Source organism: Leuconostoc gelidum subsp. gelidum KCTC 3527 (assembly GCF_000166715.1).
In the GTDB taxonomy this organism is placed as follows: domain Bacteria; phylum Bacillota; class Bacilli; order Lactobacillales; family Lactobacillaceae; genus Leuconostoc; species Leuconostoc gelidum.
Map to the genome: position 1 here is coordinate 75585 of NZ_AEMI01000020.1, position 13226 is coordinate 88810.

Sequence of the window (13226 nt, forward strand, 5' to 3'; positions counted from 1 at the left end):
TCAAATAGTTGTGATACTAACTTGCTGATAAATTTCCTCAATTTTTTGTTTTGTTGCTATATCGTTACTAAAGGCTGTTGCAGTACCACTAGCTACAGCAATTTTAAAACTTTCTAACACATCTTCTGACTGTAACCATGTACCGATAAAACCAGCAATCATTGAATCACCAGCACCGGCTGAATTTTGAACTTGACCTCTAATTGGTTTTGCAAAATATTGTGTCTGCTGCGTGAAAAGTAGCGCACCATCACCAGCAAGTGACACAATAGCATGTTGCGCACCATCTATTATCAATTGTCTTCCCCATCGTAGGAGATCCGCTTGCGTGGCTAAATCAGTATCATAAAGTTGTGCTAATTCCCTACGATTTGGTTTTACTAGCAATGGTCGGTCGGCCAAAGCCGTTTTTAACTGTTGTCCAGTCGTATCAATGACAAATCGTGCCCCACATAATTGAATTTTATGTAGCATTTGTTGATAAACATGATTATCCAAACTCTTAGGCACACTGCCTGAAAGAATAACAACGTCGTCATGTGTTAAACAATCAAATTTTTGGAAGAATATTGCTAATTCTTGCGCCGTAATCGCCGGACCAGTTGCATTAATTTCCGTCTCGTTGGCAGCTTTTATTTTTAAATTGATACGCGTATTACCAGCTATTTGTGTAAAATCTTGCGTTAAATGTGTGTCACGTAAGGTATTTTGTAAATGTTGACCGGTAAATCCACCTAGAAATCCCCAAGCTGTATTATCAATAGCTAACTGACCTAGCAGTCGACTCACATTAATGCCCTTACCACCTGGAAAAATAGTTTCTGAATCAGCGCGATTTGTTTCACCTAATGTCAATGTTTTCAAACGTGTTATAAAATCCAATGATGGATTCAAAGTGACCGTATAAATCATAATTTCCCCTCTTCTATACTACTAACACTTTCATGACTTGCTTAAGTTCATCACGTTGTTTTGACACTAAATTAGTTGTGACCAAGACAACTTCATTCAATGCCACCGCCTTAGCAAATGAAGCAATTCCAATTTTACTCGCATCAGCCAAGACGTAGCTTACATGAGAACGTTCAACAACTGCACGTTTAACGGCAGCTTCTTCCAAGTCCGGTGTTGTTAGTCCAAACTCAACAGATATGCCATCAGCACCAACAAAACTGACATCAAATACCATATTTTTAATTTGTTCAACTGCGGCGGCACCTATTACGGCATCCGTTGTTTGTTTTACTTGTCCACCAATGATCAACACGGGTATCATCAAATCTGATAGGTTAGCTGCATGATGAACAGAGTTTGTGACAACGGTAATCGCGGGCTTCTTATCCGCTAAATAAGCAATAACTTCGCCCGTTGTTGACCCAGCGTCTAAAAAAATTGTCTCGCCACCTTGCAACTGCTGCACCGCTCGTTTCGCAATTTTTTGTTTATCAGCTTGATAAATCGGTCTGCGTTCACTAACTGTCGATGATTTTTTATTCTGAGCAATAAATTCAACACCACCATGCACACGTTTTACTAGTCCTTTATCGGTTAACGATGCTAGATCGCGCCGTATGGTTGAAATAGATGTTTGCGTGACCCCTTTTAATTCCTGAAGGGAAATAAACTGATGCTTTTGAATTACAGCTAATAATCTTTCCTGTCTTTCTTCTACAATCATTATCTTCCTCACTTAAATGTAAGCGCTTTCTTTATAAGATTATAATACCTTTTTTTAAATATATTTGCAACATTTTTATACCATATTTGTTCAAAATACGTCAAAAAAAACAGCAATCATTATTTTGATTACTGTTTTTACTATTCCCAATGCGCTTTTTCAAAATGATCATTTTTTCCAAAAAGTTGATAGCCTGTTTGTTCTGCTACCGCTTCTGCGCTTAAACGTAACGTACCAGATGTCTTATAGGCTTTGGCAACTGCATTTAAATAATTCACCAACTGGTCTGACCAAACTAAACGGGCGTCATATCCATACTGAATCCACAAGCTATCCGCTGCCTCATCATTCCATTGACTTGCGCCATGATAAGGACGATCGTCAATTAAAATACCACCAACACCATGCGCTAAACTTTTATCATGCGTCAACGTCACACGCTTATAAAATGGGCTTTGTTTATCATTCCCAAAGTACTGCGCAAGCCAAAGTAATTTATCCTGCCAAGCACTGGCATTTTGCCATGGTGCGGTCGATAAAATGTGCAGCTCATAATTTTCTGCCAATGATTTAACAGCTTCAACAGCACCAACCATTGGTGGTAAATTACGAAAAATACCGGGTATTTGATCAGGCTTTTTTACTTTTTCCGATCTCATATCAATAACATTTAAAATGGATAACGTATCGACTAATACATTATCCATATCTAAAAATAATTTAGGCTTCTTAACCATTTATCTTCTCCATTACTATCAGAATTAAAGAAAGCGTTTCCATAATTGGATAGTTTCATTATAGCCGATGTGAGATTAATTGGCAAAATTGTTTTACAAATCTATTGGCATCATCCTAACAACAGAAAAAAAGACAGCTGTCATAAATAATTATGGCAGTTGTCTTTTTAGTTAATTATACTAATGCTAACAAATCAGCTTTTTTTGCTGATGAAGCAAATTCAATGCCCTTAGCATTCAAATATGCTTTAAGTTCAGCAACAGTATTTTTTTCTGTTGGCTTTGCTACTGATGCAGCAGGCTTAGCAACAGCTGGCTTCTTGCCAGACTTTGTTTCAGTATGCTTTGTCAAGATACCTGCATTGCTCAACAAATTGCGAACAGTTTCTGATGGTTGTGCACCATTGCTCAACCATGACAAAATCTTTTCTTCGTCTAACTTAATTTCTGCAGGTTGTGTAATTGGGTTGTATGTACCAACTGTTTCGATGAAACGGCCATCACGAGGTGAGCGTGAATCAGCGATCACAACACGGTAGAAAGGACGCTTCTTGGCACCCATACGCTTCAAACGGATTTTAACTGACATATTTAATGTCCTCCAAATTTCTTTTGTGCTTTTTGCACTTTAATTTACTTATTTAGTATCCCACTAACCGGCACCGATGTCAAGTACTTTTACTTGACACGTGTTACCCAATTTTCAATTTTATGTATCTCTGACTGCTTAAGATACCGCAATGTCACGTGTTGCGTTGAATCACTGTCACGTAGAATAATAGTAAGATGCTGTGCTTTTTTATTCACCATAAAACAACTTTGTGCCGTTTCAAAGCCTTGAATTTTTTCACGTGGGATAAAATAGGTGTGTTTTGTGAAGCTTAATGATGTTTGTATGATTAAATAATCAGCATCAAAGCAAATCGCTTGATCTAACATTTTTACATATGTGGCCATTAATGAATAACAGAATATAACTACAACTATTAAACTTAGTATTGGTAACTCATGTGGTACATTCATATTTGTTATATATTCAATTAACCTATACAAAACAAATGCGATGCCAATTCCGAGACAATCAAGTACAAAAATGTAGCGTAACTGATAGATCGAAGACCTGGAAACTGTTGGTGCTTTTTGTGGTCGTAAAAAATGATATTTAGGTAAAAAACGTTGTAAAACATTTGTCGTCTCATTTTCTTTTACAACTGGCATGATACGTGTTTGTTTCGTTTGATCATCCTTATCTACCACTGATGATGCTAATAAAACATTGACAGATACAAGATGTACTAATCGGCGCAACAAGGATTGTTCATAATGAATAGCTTGAATACGAGAGATCCGTAACTGCATGTTTTGTTTCGTTAAAAGGCCACGTGTTATGTTTAAGTGTGCACCCGTGCGAAAAATGGTGAATTGAAAATAGCGATTATATAAGCGCATGAATGCCCCGAAAAAACCAATGATTACGGCAGCTAATATTAGTGCAGCATATATTTCAAATGTTTGATTATTTATCCAATTGTCAAGATCATTTTGAAACCATTTAGGAAAAAATTCATTCACTGTTGTCAGGGTTGCAAATAGCACACCCACAGTTCCTAAACTGCCTAACGATGTTAAAGCATATACACACAAATCGTGATTATTAATTTGATACTGCGCATCTACCTTGTGTGACACCAACTTAGTAGTGTGATCTGAACTTTTTGTTTGAGCTTGCTTACGTAACGCTTCAATAGCTTCAATTTGTGGTAAAAGTAAGGCCTTGAATTCAAGCTTATCATCTTTTTTTCCGGAAGTCTCTATACTAACCTTAAATACTTCAAACGGTTGAAAATAAATTGGTTGTGTTCGCGTGATTGTCTGAACACGTTCAAACGTTATATGTGCACGTTTTTTTACAAATATTCCCTGAGTCAGGCTGATTTCATGAGGCGTGATTTCATAAACAAAGAACCACCAATTCAAAATACCAAATATTAACGATAGTGACAACATACCAATAACTATAAGTAATTGCATTTGCCACCGATTGTCACCTTTAAAAAAAATCAAAAAAGCAGGAAAAATAATCATCCGAATAACGGCAATTGATTCAGAAAGAATCGCAATTTTTGGTTGATGTTGGCGATCAGTCATCTGTATCTACCTCACGCGCCTGTCTTGCCGCTGTAATCAACTGATCACGTAAGTATTGTGCCACATCTTCATTAATTGTTGCAATTTTAAAAGCATGTGCCGCTGTAACGATTGACACATTTTGCAAATGATATATTTTTAAGATTGGTCCTTGAACTGTATCAACATTTTGTATACGATTCAATGGAATTGTTTCTGATTTACGTAGAAAAAATCCTTTATAAATAGAAATAGCTTCCTGCTGCAGCAAATACTTGTGAAAGCGATAACGGTAAGGAATCAAAATAGCATTACCAATAATAAGCAACAAAATAAAACCAAATAATACATTAACCCCAATTGTTAAAGGATTATACCCATTAAATTTCAAAAATATGTTAGTTATTAATCCGATTGCTAAGAGCACTAATAAAGCAATCATATCATACATTAACCACACTTTTTTAGCCGCTTTTGGTAAGCTCTGTGCATGCTTTGGTATCATCACTATTGCGCTCTAATCATCTTCACGCTTGGCATTAATTTCTTCACTTAATATAATCAAGTTATCTAATGCACGACGTGCTAATCGTGAATCATGGGCACGATTAGCGTCATTAGTGATACCACCTAGTGTGTGTGGCGTATTAACATCATTAATGATACTAATAAGCTGTTCATGCCATATGGTCAACTGTTCTTTTTCATTCATAATTTTTCTCCTTCAAACAATTATGTTTATTCTATCATGACTACAATTGTATGTCATGATAATGCTCATAAATTTTATTGACAACGTGCAATTACCTAAGAAATATAATATTTTTTAAAAACATATTGTAATCCTTGTATTTTCAGGTAAAATATTTATATAGAATGTAGAAATGAAAGGAATGTGTTTATAGACACTACAATACTATAAACACAAACAAAAATATGCTCTCAGAATTTAAAACATTTATCATGCGTGGTAACGTGCTTGATTTAGCAGTTGGTGTGATTATTGGTGGTGCTTTTACTGGATTAGTGAAGTCTTTGACTAACAATTTAATTGGTCCGATTTTGACATTTTTCACTGGTGGTACTTCAGATTTAGCTAGTTTAAAGCTTGTTATTACTAAAGAACTCACATTTAAGTATGGTGCCTTCATCAATGACTTGATTAATTTTTTGATTACGGCCTTTGTCGTTTTCCTTCTAATCAAAGTTATCAACCGCCTCTTCCGTACAAACAAGGAAAAGGCAGTAGAAGTTAACCCTGAATTAGAAATTTTAACCGAAATTCGTGATTTATTGGAAGCTGAAAAAAAAGCATAATGTTCGCATTTTGAAGCAAATCCGTCCAAGAAATGACCTTGTTGTTTGGACGGATTTTTTGTATAGTTATTAGGTTACTAAATTATTGGAGGTCGTCATGGTGATTATTACCGCAGGCATGATTGGCGTTGGAAAAACAACATTAACTGGGTTAATTGCTGAACATTTTGGCACAAAAGCCTTTTATGAACCAGTGGGCGACAATCCCGTACTCCCACTTTATTATTCCGACCCAAAACAGTATGGTTTTTTACTACAAATTTATTTTCTTAACCGACGTTTCGATATGATTAAGAAAGCACTAGCAGATGACAATAATGTGTTAGATCGCTCAATTTATGAAGACGCTTTATTTACATCTGAAAATCATAAAGATGGTAACATCACAGATGCTGAAATGAGTGTTTACACACAACTACTCAATAATATGATGTCTGAGTTACAAAAATTACCTAAGAAGGCCCCTGATTTACTCGTTTACGCTGAAACTGATTTTGAAACTATCTTATACCGGATTAAAAAACGTGGACGTGATTACGAACAGTTTGACGATAATGATGCATTACGTCAGTATTATTTCCGTATGTGGTCAGCATATCGTGATTGGTTTGATGCATATGATGCGTCACCAAAAATAAAAATTGATTTACAAACATTTGATCTTGAACAAAACAAAAATCAAGAAGTGATTTTACAACAAATTGATCAGGCATTAAAAACAATACATTAAAAATACGTTCATCACTGATTAATACAGTGATGAACGTATTTTTTAATTAACTAGCAATTTTAATGCTGAACGGATATAACCATCTGTTGTATCGTGTTTTGCTGCTAAAGTTTTTTCCAGCTTAGCAACCTCTTTAGTACTATAACCTAATGAATTTAAAGCTTCTAAGGCATCAGACAATGCCTGGTTTGAATTTGGCTGCGAAACTGGCGTTGCCATACCAACAGAGGCAGCCAAATCATCCAATTTCCCTTTCAAATCCAAAACAATTTGTTGCGCTGTTTTTTTACCAACACCTGGAAACTGTGTTAAGTAAGTTGCATCATCATTTGCAACAGCATTAACTAAACCAGCCGCATCATCACTAGCTAAAATGGCCAAAGCACTTTTAGGCCCAATACCGGAAACATTTAATAGCTTATTGAACAATATTTTTTCATTTTCATCAATAAAACCATACATCGTGATTTCATTTTCACGTACAATTTGTTCCAAGTAAACATGTGATTCCACATTTTGTTCAAAACGATATGGATTAGCTACAAATAGTTTGTAACCTACACCACTGCGGTCACAAATGACCAAATAAGCTGGGTAAATATTCGTAATTAAACCATTAATATATTCGTACACTTTTATTTCCCCCTTAAATCACATCTTTTTAGTTTATCATAAAAATCAAGTGATGAGATACTTTCTGAAAACTACCAGTTGTTAACAAGCATATGGCAATAGTGAATCACAATGACATCTAGCGCTTGATAAACATTGCATCCCCAAAACTAAAGAAACGATACTTGTCATCCACAGCGTGCTGATAAGCATTTAAAATATTATCACGCCCTGTAAAAGCCGCGACTAACATAACTAACGTTGACTTAGGAAGATGAAAATTTGTGATAAACGCATCAACCGTCGTCCATTGATATCCTGGTTTAATAAATATATCTGTCCAACCTGAATCAGCTTGTAATTGCCCATCAAATTTTGAGCCAATCGTTTCTAATGTACGTATAGAAGTCGTACCTGTAGCAATAATACGACCACCAGTAGCATGAACCTTATTCAAAGCATCAGCCGCCTCTGAGCTCAACTGATAGAACTCTGAATGCATTTTGTGATCTTCAATATTTTCTTCTTCAACCGGTCTAAATGTTCCCAAACCAACGTGTAACGTTAACTCAATTGTTTGGACACCCTTTGCTCGCACCTTATCTAATAGTTCTGGTGTCCAATGTAACCCAGCTGTTGGTGCTGCGGCAGAACCGTCAACTTTGGAATAAACAGTTTGATAACGTTCCTGATCTGCCAGCTTTTCTTTAATATAAGGTGGCAGCGGCATTTCCCCTAATTTTTCTAGTAGCTCCATGAAAATACCTTCATAGTGGAACTCAATATAACGACCACCATGCTCTAATTCCCCAACAACAGTAGCAGTCATGACTGGATTGTCAATGTCGTTACCAAAAAAAATCGTTGACCCAACTGGTGATTTTTTTGCGGGTTTGACCAATGTTTCCCAGACATCGCCATGATCTTGACGTAATAATAACACTTCGGCATGTCCACCTGTTTCAGGACGTACGCCATGCAATCGTGCTGGTAGCACGCGAGAGTTATTCATCACAATAGCATCGCCTGGGTTCACATAATCTAAAATGTCATAAAAATGTTTATCTTCATACACGCCAGTATTCGCATCTAGCACTAACAAACGAGACGAATCACGCTGTTTTAAGGGCGTTTGGGCAATGAGTGTTTCTGGTAAATCATAATCAAAATCTGCTAATTGGTAATGTTGTTCTTCAGTCATTTTTTTCACCTATATTGCCTTGTAGATTAGTTTTTTTTTCAAATTCAAATCCTGTTAAGGCAACCTTTTCTTTTGCCTGATCCGATAATACTTTATCTTCATTAGGAATGTTAAACGCTTTTAAAACATCTGCATATGTCAAATCATTAGTATTGAGATAGTCCACTAACAGCGCTAATTCATGTCGCTGAGTAGCAGTTGGTTTATTAATTGTAATCGTTTCATCAAATGCCCGTTCTATCAAGCGATCATAACGTTTGTTTTCTGATTCTATTTGATACAGTTGTGCAATCTTTTTTTGTCGTGCAACCAAAAGCGGTGTCAACTCATCAAAACTGATTGGTGCACCGAATTTTCTGGTTTGCATATAATCCGAATCAAGCGATAAATTAATCATACCGGCAGATTGATATTCAGCTTCATGAATATGGCCATGAACAGACAAAATTGGATAAGGTAAATCAATGGCATAATGGCTCAACCAAACTTGTATCCCATTAATTTTGACCGCTTTGGCAGTATCGACAACTTCTATTACACCAGTTTCTGAAGCCTTTACGGCTGCTTTTAACTGGTCAGAATGATCATGGTTCCCCTTAAAAAAAACAATACGCCCATTTAAACGTGTTAATTGTGCAACAAAATCTTGCTTTTTACGAAACATACCAAGATCACCCAAAAAATACACGGTATCTTCAGCTTTCACAACATTATTCCAGGTTGTTTCAAGGTAAATATCCATGTTTTTAATAGTCGGTTCAATATCCAGTGCACGTAATGATTCTGCACGTGATTTATCAAAATATAAAATTTTTTCGTGATTAAAATGCGTATCTGACATAATATATTGCATTATTGTTCCCTTTGATACGGTATTTTAAGGTGTGCATAAGCACTTTCAGTAACAACACGACCACGTGGTGTGCGTTGCAAAAAACCAATCTGCAATAAGTAAGGTTCAACCATAGACTCTAATGTTTCAGCCTCTTCACCAATATTGGCTGCAATGGTGTTCAAACCTACAGGACCACCCTTATAATATTCAATCATCGTTCCTAAAAATTTGTGATCTGTTTCATCAAGTCCGCGATTATCGACACGCAATTTATCCAAAGCAATATCAACAATTGCCTTGTCAATTGCTGATTTACCTTCTACTTGTGCAAAATCACGTACGCGTTTCAATAATCGATTAGCAATACGCGGTGTGCCTCGTGAACGCAAAGCGACTTCATAAGCGCCTGCCAATTTAATTGGTGCGTTAAAAATATCTGATGAACGAACCACGATTTCTTGTAATTCTTCTGGTGTGTAATATGCCATTGCGTTAATGATTCCAAAACGGTCACGTAAAGGTTTTGATAACATACCTGGTCGTGTAGTTGCACCAATAAGTGTAAAGGGTGGTAACGGAAAATGAACAGCACGTGCTGTCGGTCCTTGACCAACCATAATGTCAACAAAATAATCTTCCATCGCCGAATACATAATTTCTTCAATATTCGTTGGTAAGCGGTGAATTTCATCAATAAATAAAATATCACCTGGTTCAAGTTCATTAAGTAAGGCTACTAAATCTCCTGGCTTCTCAATTGCCGGACCCGAAGTTGTTTTAATATGCACAGCCATTTCGTTTGCAATAATCATGGCTAATGTTGTTTTTCCTAACCCTGGTGGTCCAAACAACAAAACATGATCTAATGCCTCTTCACGTTGCTTAGCTGCAGAAATATAAACATTTAGCTCTTCTTTTAAGGCAGCTTGACCAATATATTCACGCAAAAATTGCGGACGTAATGAAAATTCATTACGCTGTTCCACCTCATTTGCCGCTGCATCACGTATTAATTGATCGGCTGCTGTATTTTCATCATACCATTGATTAAATTGTGGTTCTTGTTGATCTACCATATTTATCATTTTACCATGTTTACCGGATATTTATATCAGAGACTATCCCGAAAAATTAACGTGTCATTTCTACTGTGAGATTATCTAACAGTACGTGCGAACGATTATAAAAATGTACAACAAACTTATCTGCCTCAACGATAAGTACAGCGTACGTTCCACCAATTATTGACCGTGGTCCCTTTGGTAAACTCGTTGATCCTGGATTAATAAATAACTTACCATTATAGGCAAGTGCCCCATCAATATGCGTATGACCAAATAAAACAACCTGAGCATCACTCTCGAGAGCTGCTTTATCTAACAACTCTAAATTAGCCCACCCATTAAACATTGTCACATTATATAAATGCCCATGCGTTTGAAAAAAAGTCACATGATCAATTGTTGTCGCGCGCGCTTCAACAAAATCAGGATCATAGTCCATATTACCAATTACTGTTGAAACACCATCAAAAACAGCATCTTGTGCTGCCAATTCTGAATCACCATTAAAAAAAATACCGGCAACTTGTGGCCGCCACCTAGCAATAATATTTGACAATATCGCGCGATCACCATGATTATCTGAAACAATTAAAAATTTTGACATATTATATCATTTTTGTAAGTAGCAATTTTCATTATTACTTACACTCCTTTCAACCATTCTGGTAGATGTTTACCTAATTCCTGTAAAGCCAAGCCACGATGACTTACCTGATTTTTTTCATTTGCAGTTAATTGGGCAAACGTTTTATCAAACTGTGGTATTAAGAAAAGCGGATCATAACCAAAACCGTTATCGCCATAACGTTGATCTGTTATTAAGCCATGCACCGTTCCTGTTGCGACTAATTTACGCTTGTTCGGACCGATTAGCACAAGGACACTATTAAACTGTGCTTCACGCGATGTGATTCCTTCAAGCTTGTTTAAGACTTTATCATTATTCGCCTCATCATCATGATCCCCTGCATATCGTGCAGAATACACGCCTGGTTCACCATTCAAAGCATCAATCGATAAGCCAGAATCATCTGCTAAAATATAATCATTTGGCGCAATTTTAGCAATTGCCGTCGCTTTTTTTGTCGCATTTTCTTCAAATGTTGTGCCATCTTCAATAATTTCAGGTACATTGCCCCCTAAATTTCGTAGCGGTGTCACTGTTAGGTCGATACCGATATCATTCAAGATAGCTTCTATTTCTGCTATCTTATGTTGATTGTTACTAGCCAAAATAAGTCTAGACATGCTAATTTCCTCTAAATGCTGTAATATCCCATTGCCTACGATTTTTAAATGACGAACATCAAGTTCATGGGTGCGCGTTAACCAATTTGTCGCAATAACTTTAAACGTTTCATTATCACTATCACTCGTTGTGTAATAAATATCTTCATCATGATTATGTTTTATATCACTGTTTAAGGCCAGCTTATTCAAACATTGTTTAATGGCATAAATGGTTTCACGACCGGAATCAATCAAGGTAACTTGTTGACCGACTGCCTCTTGAATAAAAGATTCAAGCAATGGAAAGTGGGTGCAACCTAGTATTAGTGTATCAATTCCCGCTGCTTTAAACGGTGCTAAATGATTCATGACAAGATCTCGCGCAGCATGATCTTGATACTTATTTGCTTCAACTAATTGTACAAAATCTGGTTCACCTTGTGACAAAACCTTTATATCAGCGTCATATTGATGTATTTGCGATTCATAGGCTTTAGAATTGACAGTGCCTTCAGTTGCAATGATACCAACTGTTTTATTTTTGGTTGCCAATTGTGCGGCTTGCGCGCCTGGTTGTATGACACCAATGACCGGAATAGTTAATTTTTTTTGAAGCACAGTGAGTGCACGTGCTGTTGCCGTATTACAAGCAATGACAAGCATTTTAATTTGCTTTTCTGTTACCAGATAATTTGCCATTTGCAGTGTGTAGGCAGTCACTTCATCCGTCGTCCGTGGCCCATAAGGCATACGCGCTGTATCGCCAATAAAGATAAATTGTTCGTTAGGTAGTTGCTTTTGGGCTTCTTTAATGACCGTTAGGCCACCAACCCCAGAATCAACCATCCCGATTGGATTATTTTTATTCATATTTATAATTATGAACGGAAAATTTAAGAATGCAAGTTTTCTAGACCAAAAGTTTGGTATAATAAAGATCTGAAAGGTTTATATAAACTTATGAATAGCAATGATTACGACAAAATTTTACAGACAAATTTTCAAGTCAATAGCTTTGCCTTGACGCTTCTCCGTGATGGTCTTTTAAAAAATCTATTACAAGAAGATTATCCCCATATTTTATATTGGGCTGGTAAAGAAATAGCACGCCAATTCCCAACTGATGCCCTTTCTTCCGTGGTAACGTTCTTTGATAACGCTGGTTTTGGCACTATAGAAATTGCTTCTCAAGACAGTAAAAATCAACGTTGGTACTTGACTGGTGATTTAGTCAAACAACGTTTAGGACTGGATAAGTCTGCTGATTTTAGTTTAGAGGCTGGTTTTTTGGCACAACAACTTGAAACGCAAACTGGGGCCATCGCCGAAGCAACATTTAAACTCATGAAAAAAAATGAGGGTGTGAGCTTCGAAGTTGTGACTGATCTTAATGAGACAGTTGATGTTTCTGATATCAAGCAACGTGTTGCTGCGCGAGAATCATTTTTAAGACAAACACATGAAAATATTGAGCATGCCAAAATCATTAATATACGGGATGATGGTGATATTTCACACGAACAATCTATTACAGATTCATTACTGGCCTTTAAATTTGATGATATTGACCTGCCAAAAGAAGCGCCAACCAGTTTGAGTGCCTTGTCTGGTGACGACGCAATCGACCCTTTTAATTTTCCAACATCAACGGATGCAGAATCCCAATCACCATTTTCATAAACAAAAAAACCGCTT

General features: G+C 36.5%; 16 protein-coding genes. 3 read left to right on the top strand and 13 right to left on the bottom strand.

Annotated features, from left to right (window positions below; all coding sequences use genetic code 11):
• From pfkB to EUI_RS0106350, 7 genes are all read right to left on the bottom strand, one after another.
• On the bottom strand, window positions 1–912 hold the full coding sequence (pfkB, locus tag EUI_RS0106320; protein ID WP_010016873.1) for a 1-phosphofructokinase: 912 nt from the start codon (window positions 910–912) through the stop codon (window positions 1–3).
• 13 nt (window positions 913–925) lie between these two features.
• Complete coding sequence (locus EUI_RS0106325; protein ID WP_010016874.1) at window positions 926–1678, bottom strand: DeoR/GlpR family DNA-binding transcription regulator; 753 nt, start codon at window positions 1676–1678, stop codon at window positions 926–928.
• A gap of 140 nt (window positions 1679–1818) precedes the next feature.
• The gene (locus tag EUI_RS0106330) at window positions 1819–2415 is read right to left on the bottom strand and encodes a 5' nucleotidase, NT5C type (protein ID WP_010016876.1); all 597 of its coding nucleotides are present in this window, start codon (window positions 2413–2415) and stop codon (window positions 1819–1821) included.
• 175 nt (window positions 2416–2590) lie between these two features.
• The gene (gene rpsP / locus EUI_RS0106335) at window positions 2591–3004 is read right to left on the bottom strand and encodes a 30S ribosomal protein S16 (protein WP_010016877.1); all 414 of its coding nucleotides are present in this window, start codon (window positions 3002–3004) and stop codon (window positions 2591–2593) included.
• 89 nt (window positions 3005–3093) lie between these two features.
• Window positions 3094–4563, bottom strand: a complete 1470-nt coding sequence (locus EUI_RS0106340; RefSeq protein WP_010016878.1) for a PH domain-containing protein — start codon at window positions 4561–4563, stop codon at window positions 3094–3096.
• Complete coding sequence (locus EUI_RS0106345) at window positions 4556–5047, bottom strand: PH domain-containing protein (RefSeq protein ID WP_010016879.1); 492 nt, start codon at window positions 5045–5047, stop codon at window positions 4556–4558. Before EUI_RS0106345 ends, EUI_RS0106340 begins: the two co-directional genes overlap by 8 nt.
• A gap of 12 nt (window positions 5048–5059) precedes the next feature.
• Window positions 5060–5254: a hypothetical protein gene (locus tag EUI_RS0106350; RefSeq protein WP_010016880.1), complete on the bottom strand. Its 195-nt coding sequence runs from the start codon at window positions 5252–5254 to the stop codon at window positions 5060–5062.
• 224 nt (window positions 5255–5478) lie between these two features.
• On the opposite strand from EUI_RS0106350, the gene mscL reads away from it, so the two are divergent.
• Window positions 5479–5859, top strand: coding sequence for a large-conductance mechanosensitive channel protein MscL (gene mscL / locus EUI_RS0106355; protein ID WP_010016882.1), 381 nt, complete (start codon window positions 5479–5481; stop codon window positions 5857–5859).
• Window positions 5860–5956: 97 nt separating this feature from the next.
• Entirely contained in the window at window positions 5957–6589 is a 633-nt protein-coding gene (locus EUI_RS0106360) for a deoxynucleoside kinase (RefSeq protein WP_010016883.1), read from the top strand.
• A 42-nt stretch (window positions 6590–6631) separates the two neighbouring features.
• Here EUI_RS0106360 and ruvA read toward each other — a convergent pair whose 3' ends face one another.
• From ruvA to murI, 6 genes are all read right to left on the bottom strand, one after another.
• A complete protein-coding gene (gene ruvA, locus EUI_RS0106365) occupies window positions 6632–7222 on the bottom strand; it encodes a Holliday junction branch migration protein RuvA (protein WP_010016884.1) in 591 nt (196 codons plus the stop codon).
• A 118-nt stretch (window positions 7223–7340) separates the two neighbouring features.
• The gene (gene queA / locus EUI_RS0106370) at window positions 7341–8402 is read right to left on the bottom strand and encodes a tRNA preQ1(34) S-adenosylmethionine ribosyltransferase-isomerase QueA (protein WP_010016886.1); all 1062 of its coding nucleotides are present in this window, start codon (window positions 8400–8402) and stop codon (window positions 7341–7343) included.
• Entirely contained in the window at window positions 8395–9255 is an 861-nt protein-coding gene (locus tag EUI_RS0106375) for a metallophosphoesterase family protein (protein ID WP_010016888.1), read from the bottom strand. Before EUI_RS0106375 ends, queA begins: the two co-directional genes overlap by 8 nt.
• Window positions 9255–10313, bottom strand: coding sequence for a Holliday junction branch migration DNA helicase RuvB (gene ruvB, locus EUI_RS0106380; protein ID WP_010016889.1), 1059 nt, complete (start codon window positions 10311–10313; stop codon window positions 9255–9257). Before ruvB ends, EUI_RS0106375 begins: the two co-directional genes overlap by 1 nt.
• A 55-nt stretch (window positions 10314–10368) precedes the next feature.
• Window positions 10369–10905, bottom strand: coding sequence for a YfcE family phosphodiesterase (locus tag EUI_RS0106385; protein WP_010016890.1), 537 nt, complete (start codon window positions 10903–10905; stop codon window positions 10369–10371).
• A 38-nt stretch (window positions 10906–10943) separates the two neighbouring features.
• Entirely contained in the window at window positions 10944–12401 is a 1458-nt protein-coding gene (gene murI, locus EUI_RS0106390) for a glutamate racemase (protein WP_029508534.1), read from the bottom strand.
• Between the two features lie 90 nt (window positions 12402–12491).
• Here murI and EUI_RS0106395 point away from each other — a divergent pair, with 90 nt between their 5' ends.
• Window positions 12492–13211, top strand: coding sequence for a YslB family protein (locus tag EUI_RS0106395; protein ID WP_010016893.1), 720 nt, complete (start codon window positions 12492–12494; stop codon window positions 13209–13211).
• Window positions 13212–13226: the final 15 nt, after the last annotated feature.